19 protein-coding genes are annotated in these 16,285 nt (G+C 60.9%); 2 read left to right on the top strand and 17 right to left on the bottom strand.

The genetic code is table 11. The annotated features are described in order from the left end of the window. Positions 1-50: 50 nt before the first annotated feature. Positions 51-1,031, top strand: coding sequence for an AraC-like ligand-binding domain-containing protein (locus tag ACFP6B_RS01280; RefSeq protein ID WP_377125784.1), 981 nt, complete (start codon positions 51-53; stop codon positions 1,029-1,031). Between the two features lie 24 nt (positions 1,032-1,055). On the opposite strand, the gene ACFP6B_RS01275 is transcribed toward ACFP6B_RS01280, so the two are convergent. From ACFP6B_RS01275 to ACFP6B_RS01225, 11 genes are all read right to left on the bottom strand, one after another. Then, entirely contained in the window at positions 1,056-1,469 is a 414-nt protein-coding gene (locus ACFP6B_RS01275) for a hypothetical protein (protein WP_377125781.1), read from the bottom strand. A gap of 5 nt (positions 1,470-1,474) precedes the next feature. Next, a complete protein-coding gene (locus ACFP6B_RS01270; protein WP_377125778.1) occupies positions 1,475-2,056 on the bottom strand; it encodes an Asp23/Gls24 family envelope stress response protein in 582 nt (193 codons plus the stop codon). Between the two features lie 6 nt (positions 2,057-2,062). After that, entirely contained in the window at positions 2,063-2,623 is a 561-nt protein-coding gene (locus tag ACFP6B_RS01265) for an RNA polymerase sigma factor (RefSeq protein WP_377125775.1), read from the bottom strand. 75 nt (positions 2,624-2,698) lie between these two features. After that, positions 2,699-3,316, bottom strand: a complete 618-nt coding sequence (locus ACFP6B_RS01260) for a hypothetical protein (protein WP_377125772.1) — start codon at positions 3,314-3,316, stop codon at positions 2,699-2,701. Next, a complete protein-coding gene (locus tag ACFP6B_RS01255) occupies positions 3,309-3,836 on the bottom strand; it encodes a hypothetical protein (protein ID WP_377125769.1) in 528 nt (175 codons plus the stop codon). The genes ACFP6B_RS01260 and ACFP6B_RS01255 overlap by 8 nt, the downstream gene beginning before the upstream one ends. A gap of 140 nt (positions 3,837-3,976) precedes the next feature. Next, the gene (locus tag ACFP6B_RS01250; protein WP_377125766.1) at positions 3,977-4,342 is read right to left on the bottom strand and encodes a hypothetical protein; all 366 of its coding nucleotides are present in this window, start codon (positions 4,340-4,342) and stop codon (positions 3,977-3,979) included. A gap of 63 nt (positions 4,343-4,405) precedes the next feature. Continuing rightward, positions 4,406-4,600, bottom strand: a complete 195-nt coding sequence (locus ACFP6B_RS01245) for a hypothetical protein (protein WP_377125763.1) — start codon at positions 4,598-4,600, stop codon at positions 4,406-4,408. Then, positions 4,600-5,073 carry an Asp23/Gls24 family envelope stress response protein gene (locus ACFP6B_RS01240; RefSeq protein ID WP_377125760.1) on the bottom strand — a complete coding sequence of 158 codons (474 nt, stop codon included), beginning with the start codon at positions 5,071-5,073 and terminating at the stop codon, positions 4,600-4,602. Before ACFP6B_RS01240 ends, ACFP6B_RS01245 begins: the two co-directional genes overlap by 1 nt. A 195-nt stretch (positions 5,074-5,268) precedes the next feature. After that, entirely contained in the window at positions 5,269-7,551 is a 2,283-nt protein-coding gene (locus tag ACFP6B_RS01235; protein WP_377125757.1) for a heavy metal translocating P-type ATPase, read from the bottom strand. Positions 7,552-7,755: 204 nt separating this feature from the next. Continuing rightward, positions 7,756-7,971: a heavy-metal-associated domain-containing protein gene (locus tag ACFP6B_RS01230; protein WP_377125754.1), complete on the bottom strand. Its 216-nt coding sequence runs from the start codon at positions 7,969-7,971 to the stop codon at positions 7,756-7,758. A gap of 84 nt (positions 7,972-8,055) precedes the next feature. Further along, positions 8,056-8,403, bottom strand: a complete 348-nt coding sequence (locus ACFP6B_RS01225; protein ID WP_237196150.1) for a metal-sensitive transcriptional regulator — start codon at positions 8,401-8,403, stop codon at positions 8,056-8,058. A gap of 157 nt (positions 8,404-8,560) precedes the next feature. Here ACFP6B_RS01225 and ACFP6B_RS01220 point away from each other — a divergent pair, with 157 nt between their 5' ends. Further along, positions 8,561-10,666 carry a glycoside hydrolase family 15 protein gene (locus ACFP6B_RS01220; protein WP_377125751.1) on the top strand — a complete coding sequence of 702 codons (2,106 nt, stop codon included), beginning with the start codon at positions 8,561-8,563 and terminating at the stop codon, positions 10,664-10,666. A 114-nt stretch (positions 10,667-10,780) separates the two neighbouring features. Here the strand turns inward: ACFP6B_RS01220 and ACFP6B_RS01215 are convergent, their stop codons facing one another. The 6 genes from ACFP6B_RS01215 to ACFP6B_RS01190 form a co-directional block, all read right to left on the bottom strand. Then, entirely contained in the window at positions 10,781-11,023 is a 243-nt protein-coding gene (locus tag ACFP6B_RS01215; RefSeq protein WP_377125814.1) for a hypothetical protein, read from the bottom strand. Further along, on the bottom strand, positions 10,938-11,486 hold the full coding sequence (locus tag ACFP6B_RS01210; RefSeq protein ID WP_377125748.1) for a LysE family translocator: 549 nt from the start codon (positions 11,484-11,486) through the stop codon (positions 10,938-10,940). The genes ACFP6B_RS01215 and ACFP6B_RS01210 overlap by 86 nt, the downstream gene beginning before the upstream one ends. 157 nt (positions 11,487-11,643) lie before the next feature. Then, the gene (locus tag ACFP6B_RS01205; RefSeq protein WP_377125745.1) at positions 11,644-13,179 is read right to left on the bottom strand and encodes an ATP-binding protein; all 1,536 of its coding nucleotides are present in this window, start codon (positions 13,177-13,179) and stop codon (positions 11,644-11,646) included. Positions 13,180-13,268: 89 nt separating this feature from the next. Then, positions 13,269-14,240, bottom strand: a complete 972-nt coding sequence (locus ACFP6B_RS01200) for a bile acid:sodium symporter family protein (protein ID WP_377125742.1) — start codon at positions 14,238-14,240, stop codon at positions 13,269-13,271. 66 nt (positions 14,241-14,306) lie between these two features. Further along, the gene (locus ACFP6B_RS01195) at positions 14,307-14,501 is read right to left on the bottom strand and encodes a hypothetical protein (protein WP_377125739.1); all 195 of its coding nucleotides are present in this window, start codon (positions 14,499-14,501) and stop codon (positions 14,307-14,309) included. Between the two features lie 205 nt (positions 14,502-14,706). After that, positions 14,707-16,140 carry a M48 family metallopeptidase gene (locus ACFP6B_RS01190; protein ID WP_377125736.1) on the bottom strand — a complete coding sequence of 478 codons (1,434 nt, stop codon included), beginning with the start codon at positions 16,138-16,140 and terminating at the stop codon, positions 14,707-14,709. Positions 16,141-16,285 lie beyond the last annotated feature (145 nt).

Below are 16,285 nucleotides of genomic sequence, written 5' to 3'. Positions count from 1 at the left end.
GTGTGCGCCCGACCACTTATGTGACCGCAGGACAGCAGGAGGACGCCCACGTGAGCCAAGAAGAAAACCGCGCAGCCTACCGCTTCAGACAGCACCAAGAACTCGGCTTCACCGACTGGTGTGCCGGTGCGCGCGAAAGCTTCGGTGACCTGCGTATCACCTGCGACGACCCCGAAAACTTCAGCGCCAGCGTCCGCACCGCCTCCCTGGGGGATGTAGAACTCTTCGACATGACCACCCCCGCCCACAGCGTCGCCCGCACCCCCGACGTGCACGACGTCGAACACAACGGCTACTGCAAACTCAGCCTGCAGCTCGACGGCGAAGCCGTGCTCACCCAGGACGGGCGCACCTGCCACCTGCGCCCCGGCGACCTGGCCCTCTACGTGACCAAACGCCCCTACCAGCTCGAATACCCCGGCCAGCAACGCAGCCTCATCGTGCTCTTCCCACAAAACTTCGTGCACCTGGGGGCCGACTACGTAGGGGTTATTACGGCCACCCCCGTCTCTGACCAGCAGGGGCTCGGGAAGTTTGCTGTGCCCCTCTTTGAGCAGCTCGCAGCCAACCTTGACGAACTCAGTGGCCCCCATGCCCTGGCCCTCGTACGCTCAGCCCTCGAAATGCTGATTACCGTCATGGCAGCAGAGTCAAACGAAGCCGGGCGCTCGCCGGGCAATATGCTCTTTCACCAGGCCGTCGCCTATATTGAAGAGCATCTGGGCGACCCCGACCTGGGTCCCGGTAAAATTGCTGACGCTCTTTACATCTCTCTGCGGCAGCTGCATGGCAGGTTTGCGGCCAATCAGCAGACCGTCTCTACCTACATCCGCACCCGCCGCCTGGAATGTATTCGAGAGGATTTGGCTAACCCCCTTTACCGCGGGGATTCGGTGCAGACTATCAGTGCTCGCTATGCCCTGTTTGACCCCTCGCATGTGAGCAAGGCCTTTAAGGCTGAATACGGTGAGTCCCCCTCAAGCTATCGGGCACGTATATTCTCCGCCCCAGAAGGCACTGGTGGCCACTAGCGCTCTGCCTGCTGGGGAACCGGTTTAGCAGCTGACAATCTCTACCTCAACAGTGTGCTCCGGTAGCTGCTGAGCCAGCAGGGTGCCAACCTGGCAGGCCAGCTGGGGAACCTGCACCCCCTCTGCCGCCCCGATGCGTACCCTCACCCGGTCTGTGCTATCAGTGGGTTGATCTTCGCCATGGGCGGAGCGAGTGGAGTGGGGACGGTTGCCACCTGGGCTGGCCTCCTGGCCCTCTCCAGCGGCTCTAGCTCTTGTGGCCTCTAGATGCTTCTGGGCTGTTTTCAGGCTCCGCAGAAGATAGGGGGAACGGGGGTAGATTTTCTCCACCCCCGGCAGGCTCAGAATAGACTGCCGGAGATCAGCAAGGTTCACCCCGGCCAGCTGATCGGCTTCTGCCCCAGAGCTGGCAGGTTCGATAAAAAGAAGGTGGCCCATTGGGGTTATATCTCCTGGTTCCCGCTGTATAAGTCCTGCACCGTGATGTCAATACTCCTCACCTTGAGCTGACTTACTCGGCTCAATTCAGCCCTGAGAGTTTCTCTCAGGAGTTCTGCCAGTAGGGGGATTTCTTGCCCTAGCTGCACTGCGGCCGTTACCTCTACCTTAATGGGTGCTCCCCAGGTTTGAAGATCACCGATGAGGCGGCACCTACCAATGATAAGCCCCTCAATGCGATCAGCTGCGGCCCTGGCAGCTGCCACAACAGCCCCCTCGGTCTGGCTGAGTTTTATGCGGTCAGAGGGGGAATCTAGGGGGATAGAACGCCCGCTTTTTGCTTCAAACGCTAGATTGTTGAGCAGGGAATCTACCCAGGAGCTATCTTGCTCCTGCTGCTGGGTTTCTTGGTCTAGGGTTCTTGTAGCCAGACTACGGAGCTTGCTGAAAGAAGCAATTTTGCGGGTGCATTCCGGGCAGGAATCAATATGATAAGCCAGCTTCTGATGTGTGGGGGTGAGGGGCTGGGTGCTATCGCGGTCTACCCAGCTGCTGAGCGAGCTGACGGGCATGGTGCAATCTGTCATCGTTCCTTACTTTCCCTCCATAGCTGCAAGTAGCTTGGCCCGGGCCCGGGCCAGCTGCCCCCTGACCGTGGCTGTCGTTAGATTAAGAATCTCCGCTATCTCCTGATAGCTAGACCCCCCGAACTCGCGCATAAGCCAGATGTGTTGCTGGCGTTCGGGAAGTGTTTTCAAGGCCTGGCTCAGGGCCTGCATATCTGCGCTCATGACCGCTTGTGCCTCTGGTGTAGGCTCTGTAGCCGGTCTATCTGGCTGATCTTCCAGCGGCAGATTCTTGGGTCTGGCCCGAATCAAATCAAAGCACTTGCGGCCGGTGAGGGTCATGAGCCAACTTTTAATCCTGCTCGGATCCTGCACGGTATCTAATTTCTTCCAGGCCTGGAGCAGGGTTTCTTGTAGGGCATCGTCCGCGTCCGCCCCGTTACCTGTTAGCCTCAGGGCGTAGGCCCGCATGAGGGGCAGGTAGCGGCGTATAAGCAGCTGAAAGGCCTGCTGATCTCCGTCTATAGCCCGCTGGCATAGGAGCTGGTCAGTGGGAGCCGAGGAAGGCTGCTGGCTTGTTTCTGTCACCTGAAATTCCTGACAATAGGTGGTTGCACATGCGACAGGGGCGGAGGCAACTGCCTCCACCCTTATCGAGATGGCCTAACTAACTCTTTGCTCTTCCTTATGGAGGGTAGCTCGCAGGCCTCCGGTAACTCGGACGAGAATCGGTATCTCGTAACCTAAGACCCGATCCAGCCCCTGAATAATGCGGGCCGTCTGCTGGTGAAGCTGGAGGAGGTTAGCCCCCTGCCGGACGGTGAGTTTAACCTGCACCCCGCTAGTTTTCTTGATAGCCAGAGAGGTAACAGTAACAGCAAGCAGGTCAGGGGAATCGGCAAAGGCCTGCTTGAGTGCTTCCTTGACAAAAGTATGGGAGAGGACGGTTTCCCCCTTCCCCTGAGAATCCTGCTGACTGATGAGGTTGCTAACGCGCCGGGCCCGCTGTTTCTTAATCAGCCAGAGCAGGGCAGTAAGGGCTAGAAGCAGAACAAGCAAGAGGGCCAGGGTTAAGAGACTGGTTTGCCCCCAGGGGGTATCCAGCGTGGCCTTGGTCAGGGCCTGCTGAATTTCTGCCTGGACGGTAGGGCGGTACGTCTCCCAGGCTTGCTGGGCCTGGGGCAGGGTTAGCGTGGCTATGAAGCCTAGTCCCAGGGCAAGGAGGAGGACGCCAAAAGTTCCCAGGAAGAAGCGGTTGAGTGCTCTAGGTGTGTTACCCATGAGAGAGAACCCCCTGTTTTTCTATGCGGACGCGGGCCTCTAGGGCAGGTTTGAGGGCGTAGCTATCAAGGGTGGCCTGAGCCAGCCGGGTCAGCTCTTGGGCATCTAGCCGGTGGCCAGAGGTAGGGGTAAGCGTCAGGACTACCTGGCGAGGGGAGATGCGGGTGACTACCTGATCGCGGCCTAGACCGGTCTGCTTGCGTATAGCTGCACTCAGGGAGGCAGCTAGCGCCTTATCGTCGAGAAGGAAGGCGAATCGTCCTCCTGCCCTGGAGCTGTGGCGCTTAAGGCCACCGGGGGCGCAGGCTAGGAAAAGGAGGAAGATGCCCAAAAGAGCCAGGAGAAGGCCGAGGGCTATGCCAAGAGCGGGGGAGAGTAGCTGGGGAGCGGAGAAGAAGGCAGAGAAAATTTCTTCCCCTGAGAAGAGCAGGGGGGCAAGTCCCAGAACTGCAAGCACGAGTTCTGTGCCCAGCCAGATCAGAAGGACGATAAGTAGCAGGGCCAGGAGTACCGTAGCCAAAGAGCGCGAGGAGTGAGTTTCCCTCCGTAGCATGAGATTGACCAGGGGCTTATCCCGGCTCGGAGCTGTTTCTAAGTAGCTCTCTGCGGTGGAATGAGGGGAAGTAGACGGACTTCCCTCTGCTGAAAATTTTTCTTGCTTCACTGTACTCTTACCCCCTTACTCGGTGGCACAATCCCGTCAAGGGTCACGTTAACAGAGCCTACCTCAGCACTGGTTAGATATGAGGCTCTGGCTACAATCTGGCTACGGGCTCGGGAGACCGCATCGAAGATAGTGCCGCCAAGGGCCGAAAGATAGGTTTTATGCTCGTCCAGCCTGTCCAGCTGCGGTAGCGGGTAGCTGACGTTTACAGCTATGCCGAGCTTGCCGTCATCATCAAAGAGGGAGGTGGCCACCTTCTCACGAGATACCCCCAGAGCCTCAGCGCAGAGAGCTGAACAGGCCGTTATAAGGGCTTTTTGTCTTACCGTGGTGTGCCCGGCCCCTGTAGTTTGTCTAGTCATTGAACCTCATTTGCCGGTGCGCAGGCGGCCGTGGCTGCCCGCGCACAGTGCGGAATACTGAACTTACCGAGAAGATGTGCTTTTACGCAGAGCATCAAAGAGATCTGAGAGATTAAGATTTGAGGTCTGTAGCACATACCCGGCAGCTGCACCAAGAGCCATGAGGAGGGCAACTAGGGCGAAGCCACCAAAGCCATAGGTAAGCCCGGCAAAGGCCAGAAGTGCGCCCAGCAGGGCACCAGCAAAAGTCTTAGTCATTACTTAACACGGCCCTCAGATTCCTCGGCCTCTTCAGCGGAGTCGTCGCTGGGAATATGAACATCGAGAACCTCAATGTTTACCTCAGTTACCTCAAGACCGGCCAGGGCCTGGACGGCCTCAATAACCGCCTGCCGAGCCTGATCGGCAACATCGTAGATGGGGTAGGGGTACTCAACGATGATGGAGAGATCCAGGGCGGCCTGGGTCTGGCCTACTTCAACGCTAATTCCCTGCTTCAGGTTATCTTCCTGGCCTACGGCGTTGCGCAGGGCCCCCATAGCTCGGGCAGCTCCACCACCTAGGGCGTAGACACCCTCGACATCGCGCAGGGCAATACCTGCTAGCTTGGCGATGACACCATCGTTAATGCTGGTGGTGCCCTGGCCGTTGTCAGCGCCGGTATTGTGGGTGAGGGGTTCAGCTCCCTGGGTTGCGGCTACATCAGCGGGGGTTACGGTGGTCTGAGCCATGATTGTCTTCCTTCTGTGGGGCTTGAGTAGCTTAGGCTACGTGGTGGTTGGGGTGACGGTGCAGGTTGAGAGGCCCTCAACCTATGTCAGATGCGCCGTCATAAGTAAGACGGGGTGGGCGGGCAAAATGTCACGAAAATTTTTTAATTTTTTTCGGGACAGCTGAACACCCTGCCGGACCCGGTGGGCTGCCCTTTAGGAGAAGCGCAGTAGTCGGGTGGAGTTTAGTACCACAAAGACCGAGGAGAGGGCCATGGCCGCTGCCGCAATCATGGGGTTGAGTAGGCCAGCTACTGCCACCGGAAGCGCCACCGTGTTGTAGGCAAAGGCCCAGAAGAGGTTGCTCTTAATCAGGCGCAGGGTGGCCCTGGAAAGGCGAATCGCAGTCGGTAAGACTGTGAGGTCACTTCGCATCAGGGTCATGTCGGCTGCTTCCATAGCCACGTCGGTGCCCGACCCCATGGCCACGCCTACATCGGCCTTGGCCAGGGCGGCTGCGTCATTGACACCGTCGCCCACCATGGCGACCCCGACCCCGTTTTCTTGCAGGCGGGTGATGGTTGCCAGCTTGTCGGAGGGGCTAACCTCCGCGTAAACATTCTGGGGGGTAATACCCACCCGGGCAGCTACAGCGCGGGCGACGGGTTCGGCATCCCCGGTCAGTAGCACCGGGGTGATCCCCAGTTCCTTGAGTTCTGCCAGGGCTGTGGAGGCTTCCGGCTTGGGGGTATCTTGCAGGGCTAGCAGGGCCGCGGGCTGCCCATCGACGGCAAGGACGACGCTGGTGCGTCCGGCCTCCTGCTCAGCTAGCAGGGCACGGGCTTGGGCCTGGCTCAGTGCGATACCTTCAGCGGCTAAGAAGCTAGCCTGGCCCACTAGAACTGCGACCTTACGGCTTTGACCTGCGGAAACTTCTTCCAGCAGGGTGGCTCGCACACCCCCGCCGGGGGCTGACTCAAAGTCGGTGACTTGGGGTAGGGAGGTGCCTGCCTGGGCGGCAGCTGCCTGAGTCGCCTGGGTAACGGCCCGGGCAAGGGGGTGCTCAGAGCGGCTCTCAGCCGCCCCGGCCACCGCGAGCAGGCGTCCGGCATCCTGGGCTTCAAAGCCCGCTAAGGGGGTTACCTCAGCCAGGGTGAAGGCGCCGGTAGTGACGGTACCGGTCTTATCGAGCACCACGGTGCGCAGGTGCTTGGTGGATTCGAGCACCTGGGCTGAACGAATCAGAATACCCAGCTGGGAACCGCGCGAGGTGCCTGCCAGCAGGGCCGTAGGGGTAGCCAGACCCAGGGCGCAGGGGCAGGCGATAACCAGCACCGATACGGCTGCGGTAAAGGCAGCGTTGAGGTCGCCGGTCAGCAACAACCAGCCTGCCAGGGTTGCCAGGGCCAGCCCAATGACAATCGGAACAAAAACCGCAGAAACCCGGTCAGCCAGGCGGGCGATAGGAGCCTTGGTGGACTGGGCCTCGGCCACGGTGCGACTCATCTGGGCCAGCACGGTATCGGCCCCCACCCGGGTTGCCCGCACCATCAGGGAGCCGGACGTATTGACGGTCGCCCCGACAACAGCGTCCCCAACTTCCACCTCAACCGGCACAGACTCACCGGTCAGCAGGGAGGTGTCCACCGCCGAGCGTCCTTCAAGGACCTCGCCATCCACCGCGATTTTCTCACCGGGGCGCACCAGAAAGGTGTCTCCGGGCAGCAGATCCTTGACGGGAATCTGCACTTCCCGCCCGCCCTGCAGCACCGTGGCAGACTTAGCCCCCAGGTTCAGCAGGGCCCGCAGGGCCTGGGAGGACCGCCGGGCGGTGCGGTGTTCAATGGTGCGGCCAGCCAGCAGGAAGAGGGTAATCATGGCGGCGGCATCGAAGTAGAGCATATGGTCCATGCCGTGCCCACCGGCGGACGCCCCGTGCCCGGCATGGGCGGTCATAGCCGGATCCATGGCCAGCTGCCAGAGCGAAAAAGCGTAAGAAGCAACCACACCCAGAGAAATGAGGGTGTCCATGGTGAAAGAGCCGTGCCGCAGGTTAGTCCAGGCCGGGCGGTGGAAGGGCATAGCTGCCCAGGTGGCCACCGGCAGGGTCAGGGCTGCGACCACCCAGCCCCAGTGGGGGAACTGGAAAGCAGAAAACATAGATATCAGAAACACCGGCAGGGTAAAGACCGCCGCCACCCACAGGCGCGGAGTGAGCGAATCCTGCTCAGGCTCATCAACCTGCTCGACGGCGTCCTGCTTCAAACTGGCCGTGTACCCGGCCTTCTCGATGGTCTCGATCAGCTGCTGGTCAGTGACCGAAGCAGGTGCAACCACACGGGCGGTCTCCAGCGGAAGATTGACCGAGGGGTCCACCCCAATTTTCTTGAGCTTGCGCTCCACCCGCCCCACACAGGACGCGCAGGTCATACCCCCCACATTCAGATTCACGATGCGGGTATCACCGGTGAAAACCTCAGCGGTGGATTGGGTTGGCATGATGCCTTCTTTCACTTAGTTTGTTTGTTAGTTAGCCGGTGCTTGCAGGGTGCCTATCGCGGGCTGTGGAGGGCGGCTTTGCCCAGCGACCCTCTTGCTCCTCGCCTGGGGGCTCGTCGCAATTCACGCCAGCCCCGGAGCCAGCTGGGCGCCAGCCGCCCTCCAAAGCCCTAGAAAAATGAGCCGGCAGAGCGCGCTAGAAGATTAGCCGACGGGGGTGAAGCCGGCTTCCTCGATGGCGGCTGAGACGGCGGCGGTGTCCAGGTTGCCGGTGTGGTTGATGGTGACGGTGGATTCGCCGTCCTTGACCACGTCGATCTCTACGCCGGTGACGTTCTCAATTTCTTCGATTTCTTCGCGCACGCTCATGGCGCAGTGGTTGCAGGTGAGGCCGGTTGCTTTGACGATGGTTGCTGACATGGGTTTTCTCCTTGTGGGTGTGGGGCGCGGACGCCCGTACTTGGGTTGGCGGGAGCCGGTTGACTCCCTGCCGGGGTCTGGATTCTAGCTCTTGATGAGGCGGGTGATGGCTGCCATGGCCTCACTGATTTTGTCGTCGAGTGGGGCGGTGTCGCCTGTGGCCTCTGCCTGGGTGGCAGCTTCGACGACGCAGTGCCGCACGTGGTCTTCCAGTAACTGGATGGAGACGCTGTGCAGGGCCTTGTTGATGGCAGAGACTTGGGTGAGGATGTCGATGCAGTAGACGTCCTCGTCAACCATGCGCTGGATGCCGCGCACCTGCCCCTCGATGCGGCGCAGGCGCTTGAGGTAGGCGTCCTTGTCGGCGGTGTAGCCGTGCTGGTGCCCCTCGTGCGGGCTGGCCTGGTGGGTTGCGCAGTGTTCTTCGCTCATGCCTTAAACATATACCCCCTGGGGGTATATTTACAAGGGGGTGGTTTCTTGAAAGTAACCGAAATTGCCATAGGTGCGGAAAAAGAACGTGCTAATGAAAATTTCGATTACCTTCAGCACCGCCGGTCGATACTAAGCGCCCTGTTAGACTGGTTCTATGGCTTCTTTCATCGAGGATTACGCCCTGCTCTCAGATATGAATACCGGTGCGCTGGTGTCGCGAAGCGGCTCCATCGACTGGTTCTGCGCCCCGCGCTTTGACTCCCGCGCGGTCTTCGCCGCCCTTCTGGGGGAGCGGGAACATGGACGCTGGCTGCTGGCTCCCCTTGAGTCGGTCAATCCTGCCCCGGTCGAAGAAGTCCGCACTGAACGCTCCTACCGCGAGAACACCTTTATTTTGCAGACCGTCTGGTTTGTGGGGGAGGCGTCGGTGCGTGTCACCGAGTTTATGCCGCTTTCGGGTGGCACCACGATTGTGCGCAACGTGGAGGGCTTGACCGGCGAGGTCACCATGTACCATGAGCTCGCCCTGCGTTTTGACTACGGCAAGACGGTTCCCTGGGTTACTCGCTATGAGGGGGTGGACGCCACCGGCGCCCCCGACCCGTCCGCCGACATGCTGGTGGGTATGGCTGGCCCCCATGCCCTGGTCTTTCGGGGGGACTCCCTTCCCGAGGGTGACCCCGAGTCTAAGGCCGAGACCTTCACCGTTTCGGCAGGTCAGAGCTATACTTTCACCCTGTCTTACTTTGCGTCTAACCACAATCCGCCTGCCCCGGTCGACTACCCCAGCGCCCTGACCTACACCCAGGAGCAGTGGCAGGAATGGTCAGATCTCTACAGCCCCGCAGACTCCCTGCCAGAGACCGAAGATGAGGACGCCACCCCCGCCCACCTGCCCGAGGGCGGGCAGGTGCCCACCGGTGTCCGCGCAGCTGAACCCCAAGAAACAGAGCCGGCCGCTATTTCGGCGGTGCGCGATGTTGAAGAGCTGGAAGAAGCTAAGACCTCATCAATCCTGCTGGAAACCGGGTCCAACACCGCCGCCCCCGAGGTCGACGAAGCCACCTACCACGAGTTGGCCCAAACGGCTGCGAGCCAGGTGGTTGCCCCCACCGCCGAGGACCACCGCGAAGAAGCCAACGCCCGCTACCGGGAAGCCCGCCTGCGGTCCCTGCTGGTCCTGCGCGCCCTGATTTCCCGTGAAACCGGCGCCCTGGTTGCCTCTGTGACCACCTCCCTGCCCGAAGTCATCGGGGGTAAACGCAACTACGACTTCCGTTTCACCTGGCTGCGCGATGTCGCCATGGCCATGGACGTAACCCTCACCCACGGCCACGAGCGTGAGACTGCCCAGCTGCGTAACTGGATCCTGCGAGCCCTAGCCAACAACCCGCGCCGCATTCACGCGGTCTACGGCCTGGCCGGCGAAAAGGACGACATCGAGCGCCGCCTCGCCCTGCCCGGCTACGAAGGGTCCCAGCCGGTGAGAAGCGGCAACGGCTCGGGCGACCAGTTCCAGGGGGACGCCCTGGGCCAGGTGCTCGTCACCTTCGCCAACCTGCGCGAAGCAGGCGTAGCAGAAGACCACCTCTCCTGGCCGATTCAGAAGGCCCTGCTCAACGCCGCCACCGAACGCATCGGCGACACTGACCGCTCCATGTGGGAGACCTTCGGCGAACCCGCCGTCTACACCCACTCCCAGGCCATGCTCTGGGCAGCCTTCGACGCCGGCGTTTCCGCCGTGCGCGACTTCGGGCTCGACGGGGACGCCGCCACCTGGGAACACTGCCGCGACGCCGTTGCCGATGAAATCCTGAGCCGCGGCTTCAACGCCGACCTGGGCTGCTTCGTCTCAACCTACGGCGGCACCGCCGTGGACGCCTCCCTGCTACAACTACCCCAAATCGGGCTCGTAGACTGGGATGACCCCCGCATGCTGGCAACCGTTGAACGCATCGAAGCGACCATCCGCCACTCCTCGGGCATGATTTACCGCTACGACAACTCCGACTCCCAAGACGGCTTTGAGGGGCAGGATAACCCCCACTTCATCTCCTCCCTCTGGCTAGCAGAGCAGTACATCCGCTCCGGACGGGAGGCGGACGGCCGCGCCCTCATCGACACCGTCCTGGACTGCGCCAGCGACCTGGGGCTGATGAGCTCCGAGTACGACTTTGAACAGCAGCGCCTCACCGGCAACTTCCCCCAGGCCCTGGCCCATATCTCTCTGATCCGGGCGGTGGAGGCGCTGGGGTTATAGGCAGGCCCCGCCCACCCCTGGGTAGGTACCATCTAAATCAGAAAAACCCACGAACCAGGTGGGTTTTTCTGATTTAGATGGTCTTTTCTGGTTATGCACACCGTCCAGGGCGCCCTAGAGCAGCTTGTGCGCCGCCTCCACCAGGATCAGCACGCCAAAGACCAGGAGCACTGACCCCGCGATGCCGTCGATGACGAGGGCGGCTCGCGGGTGCAGTAGCCACTTCATGGCCAGTGAGGCCAGCGAAATGATGAGGGTAAACCAGAGCACGTTAATGCCGCCGTGGATGAGGGCTAGCAGGCTTCCCATGATGAAGGGTTGCACGCTGGCGACCATAAAGGGTGGCACGCTGGCGATGTAGAAGACCGCGATTTTGGGGTTGAGAATGTTGGCGATGAAGCCCGCGAGAAAATCCCCTGTGTTCGCCAGCGGGGGCGTCCGCTCCGCTAGCTCCGGGTAAGGACGCCGCGGGTGCAGGCAGTGAGGCCAGGGCGGCTTGGTCGGTTTTGAGGGCGGTCACCTGTCCCCAGCGCCTGAGGTTGAGCAGGAATTTGATACCCAGGTAGATCAGGTAGAGGCCACCTGCCACGGTGATGAGGTCAAAGACCAGGGGAGCTGCGGCCATGAGCACGGCTAGGCCGGTTGCGGCGGTGATACCCCAAATGAGCAGGCCTGCGGTGATGCCGAAGACGCAGGCGTAGGCGCTTCGTCGTCCACCCGCGACCAGGGAGCGCAACACCAGGGCGGTGTCTGTGGCCGGGATAATCGTGATGAGGAAAGCGATGCCGGCGAAACCGATGAGGGCCTGGGTGAGAGTCATGGACTCCACTGTAAACTAGGGGTAAACCCGGTTCAATTCCATGTATGCAGCCGGTCTCAGCTGGCAGTTGTACTCGGCCTACGGTGGCTATGCGGTAGCTTTGCTGCCCCATCTGGTGTTGGGCAGGCTCTACCACTCCGAACTGCCCGGCGTCGTCCTAACCCACCCAACGGTAGCCGGTTCCCTTGCGTCCTCGTTCACCCACCATCGTAACTAGGCCTGCCTCAAGGAGCTGCTCTACCGCGTAGCGAACCTGGGCGGGGCTGAGCCCGGTCTGGTCGGCAAGCTGGGCGCGCGTCAGCACCCGGCCAGACGCAAGGGACTGCGCAATAAGGGGGGCATTCTTGCCGACTCCCTGAGGTAGAACCGGGGTAGGAGATTGTTGCACGCTAGGGCGATGTGTCGGCACAGGAGGTGCCGGCTGTTCCTGGCGGGCAGGTAGGGGGTGCTCTGCGAACCAGAGAACCACCCGAAACTTGACCCCGGTATCGGTGAAAATAGGTGCAGGTGCTCCTACCGCTTCAAGGGCCTGCTGGACCTCCCGAATCCCTCCGCCCTCACCCTCAATAACCCGAGCCCCATCTGAGGTTTCGCTGTTCTTCATCAGGTGATAGAGCCTCTGATTGACCGCTGCCTGAGCATGTTCTTCGCTCAGGAGCTGGTGGGTGGACAGGCCGCGCAACCCACCGGGGCTCTCAACAATGAGGCACCGCTCGGTGATGCGAACCTGCACAGACTTGCCGGTGCTGAGCGTCAGAGGGCTCAGGTCACGGTGAACCAGGGCGTTGGCAATGACCTCACGCACTGCGGTCATGGGGAGAACTGTTTGGTCGTAGAGGTCCCCACTGCTGTTGTAGACCTGGTAGGTGGGAAGGTTAGCCTCCACCCAGTTCGTGAGGTCCGCAAGCAGGTCAGGTACGGCTCCATCGAAATGTTCAAGATTGCGGCTTCGCGACGTGCCGTTGCGGGTGGTAAGGACGGCGGCGGTCACCCCCAGCGCAGGTTCAGGGCCCTGCGGGTAAAAACCTAGTCCGTACAAACCCGCTACAGTGGGTGTACCCCGGGCATCTAAGACACCTGTTGCCCTGAGAATATCTTCGTCCTCTAGCTGCCGCATACGCCTGCTGCTTGCCCGAGTGTGCTCCAGATAGCTCTTGACGAGCTGGGGGTTTAAATCTGCCCTGGTACTGTTGGGGGCAGGCTGGGCATCATAGCGAATGTGCTCAGAAGTATGGAGTTTAGCAATCTCAATCATGCGTAGCTCCACGGGGTTCATGGCATAGTCACCGTCTGACTGGCGAAGATACGATATGCCCTTGTAGGTGGCAGGCTTGTCTGTGATGGGCAGCCCCTGGACTTCAACAATGAGCACGGTAGCGGGTTCACTCTCTTCTGGGGAGAGGGACGTGAACTCTAGATACGGGGCCGGAGTAACATCGTTTCGGTTATGTGCAGCAATCGCTGCCTCAAGCTGGGCAACCTGGGGTACCCCGGTAACGGTGAACCCTGCTTTCTCGTCGACACCTAGGATAATAGTTCCACCACTAGGCATATTGGCAAAGGCGCAGAGGGTTTCCCCTAGGCGGGTGGGCATGCCTCCCTGGGCTTTTTTGACTTCAATGGTGGTGGTGTCGCCTTGGCGCTGACGCAGCTGTTTGAGGGTTTCGGTAAGGCGTTCGGGTGTCCAGGTCATGGTTAAAGCATGGGGCTGTCATGGTGAAAAGTCAACGTCATTGCTAACCATGATGGCCATTTTCACCATGATAGTCACCATGATTTTCACTATGAAGCTTGGGTCTGCCTGCCCCAGCGGGCGGCCTTGGCAGCGCAAATCATGAGCTGCACCTGGTGGAAAATCATGAGCGGCAGAATGAGGGCGCCCACGGCTCCGCCCCCGAAAATTACCGCTGCCATGGGTAGGCCGGTTGCCAGGGACTTCTTCGAGCCGCAGAACTGCACCGCCACCCGGTCGCCGTAGCTAAAGCCCAGCTTCTTTGAGACAACCCCGCTGAGCCAGAGCAGGAACTCAACCAGGGCAATGGACAGAAGGACCAGGAGCAGAATCTGCCAGGGGCTAATGCGGGTCCAGATGCCCTGCACAATGCCGTCCGAAAAGGCCGCGTAGACCACCATGGCAATGGAGAGGCGGTCAACGTGCTTGGTGAGCTTGTTCTTGGCTATGTCGCCCACCCAGCGGCGCAGGAGCTGGCCCAGCACGAAGGGTAGGAGCAGCTGGAGCGCGATATCACCAAAAACGGAGCCTGAGATGGTGAGCTGATCGCTCTGCATCAGCAGCATGACCAGCAGGGGAGTGGCTATCACGCCCACGATATTCGAGGCACTCGCGCTAACAATTGCCCCGGCCACATTGCCCCTGGCGATAGAGGTGAAAGCCACCGAAGACTGCACAGTGGAGGGCACCAGGGTCATAAAGAGCAGGCCCAGATAGAGCTCCCGGCCGATAATGCCCTGAACGGGGTAGAGGGCGAGGCCAATGAGCGGGAAGATGAGGTAGGTAAAGCCCAGAATGGTGCTGTGGAGCCGCCAGTTTTTCAGGCCCTGCAGGGCTTCTTGCGGTGAGAGCCGGGCGCCGTAGAGGAAGAAGAGCAGGCCGATAGCGATTTTGGTGGCTACGCTGAACCCCTCGGCGAAGTCCCCGCGCGCCGGGAAGATAATCGCCAGGGCAACGGCGAGCAGAATCAGGGTAATCAGCGGGTCGGGGCGCCAGGAGCGCAATTTCTGGGGTAGGGCCATTTAGCCCATTCTACTCTTGGGTTTGGTTGCCAAATATGCGGCAGCCGATTTTTGTAAGGTTGTTGGCTAGTCTTCAGGGGAGCGATAAAAGGTGGCTATGAGACCTCCCAGACAACCTGCAACCGCGCAACCAATGGCAAATATGAGTATGCCGTTGTTGGTACGGCCTCCTGCAGCAAAGATAATGGCGCAGATGAAGTTGATGCTCATGAGTGCAGCAACTGACCAGAGAAGAGCCTGGCGCTTGGTGGGAGTTTGCATTGTTGCGTCCTTCCCTAGTCTTTCTTTTGCTCGCTCGCGTACCACTTAGCGCCGCCGCGCGCGGCCAGAACCAGGGCAACAATACCTGCGATAGCGTAGAGAAAACCCATGGGGCTCACCTTCTTCGTTGAGGGCTAATAAACCCCACCCTAACCCGTGCTTGTGATTTAGGCAACAGGTTGGGGTGGGGTTTTTGCGTCGAGGGTTAGTCCTGGTCAATGGGCGGGTTGCTCGGGGCGGACGCCGGGCGCTCACCTTCCCGAGGCGTAGCACCTGGGCCGCTACTGGCGTCCTGACCCTGCTGTTCAGGTGACTGGCCAGGTGCCTGCTGGGAGCCCTGCGGTGAGGGTGCACCGAAGCTGTTCCAGGGGGTGCGCTGGCGGTACTGCGGGGGTACCCAGCCGGTGTAGAGCATGTCGCCTACCGTGCGGTCGCGGTACTGGGCTGGGGGCCGGTAGGTGGTGTTGACTGAACCCCAGTGCTGGTTGTCGGCGCGTTCGGGGTAGGTGGCCAGATGGTCGGTGGCCTGTAGGGGGTCGGCCCAGGCCTCGGCGGGCTCTGCTGCCGGAATCATGGAGAGCGGGTAGGGCGGGTTGTTCTTGGGGCGCCAGATCAGGCGGCCGGGTTCGGTGCGGTCGCGCAGGGCATGGGCGCGCCAGGTCACCGGCGGGTGGGTGGAGCCGATGTTTGCGAACCAGGTGAAGAAGCCGCGCTCGTAGACGGCCCGGTTGGCCAGTTCGTGGAAGTTCACGTCGTTCATCAGGTACTTACCGGCGGCGAGTACGGTGGTGGTGGTTTCGGCGCCGTCGGGGGCGTAGCGGTAGCCGAAGTTGTCGGCGGTGTATTCCTGGGTGCGGGAGAGCAGATTGCCGAGGATCGGAATCTGCATGAAGAAGCTGGTGAAAATCAGGCGGAAGTAGCTGACGTGACCGGCGGCGATATGCCCTACCTCGTGCCCGATGATGAAGCGCAGGGCTTCGGGGTTGCGGGCTGCCCCGCCGATTTCGAAGAGGTCGGAGTAGATGGCGATAAAGCGGCGGTGTCCGTGACCCGAGGCGAAAGCGTTGATCTGGCCGTTGCCGAGCACGACGTAGGCGTCGGGTACGCGGCGCAGACCGGCGGCGTGGGCGGCTTCAACTACTATCTGGTGGGCCTCGGGGAACTGGGTGGGGGTGATGCGCACCCCGCTCAGGCGCAGGCGTCCGTACATGGCACCGCGTACAAAGAAGATGCCCAGGGGCAGGTAGATGGCGATGGCGATGAGCTGGCCAATCAGGTTGCTGATTTGGTAGTTGACGAAGTCGTCCCCCAGCACGCTGGTGAAGAGCGAGTAGATGAGATAGATACCGCCGCCCACGTAGAGCATGATGGTGAGCGCGTAGGCCATGACGACCAGGGGCAGTTCCGCAGGATGGCGCAGCGCATTGAGGAACTTGAAGGGCAGCAGGGATTGGAAGCCGAAGAGCTTGGGCGCGGGCAGGGGCGAGAGGGGCCGCTGGCGCATGTCTTCGGGCAGCCAGCCGCCGCTGAGGTCGTTGGGCAGGGGCTGGGTGAGGCCCTGCTCCTTGCTGTGAGCGGACGCCTGTGGGCCGGGCTGTTGCGGGTAGGGCGGGGTGGTGCCGGGGTTGTTCTCACTCATGCGATTTCCTGCTGGTTAGGCGGTGTGTTCTGGTTCAACAGTAGCAAGAAAGCGATAGGTGAAGGAACGCCTGCGCTACTGAGTATTTCTCAGTGGCACAGGCGTTGGGTTTATTATTTCTTGTTTGGTTGCGAGCGGATAAATC

It is taken from the genome of Rothia nasimurium, assembly GCF_042660305.1.
Classification (GTDB): Bacteria; Actinomycetota; Actinomycetes; order Actinomycetales; family Micrococcaceae; genus Rothia; species Rothia nasimurium.
The sequence above is the reverse complement of the archived record's forward strand: the minus strand, read 5'-3'. Positions and strand labels throughout refer to the sequence as shown.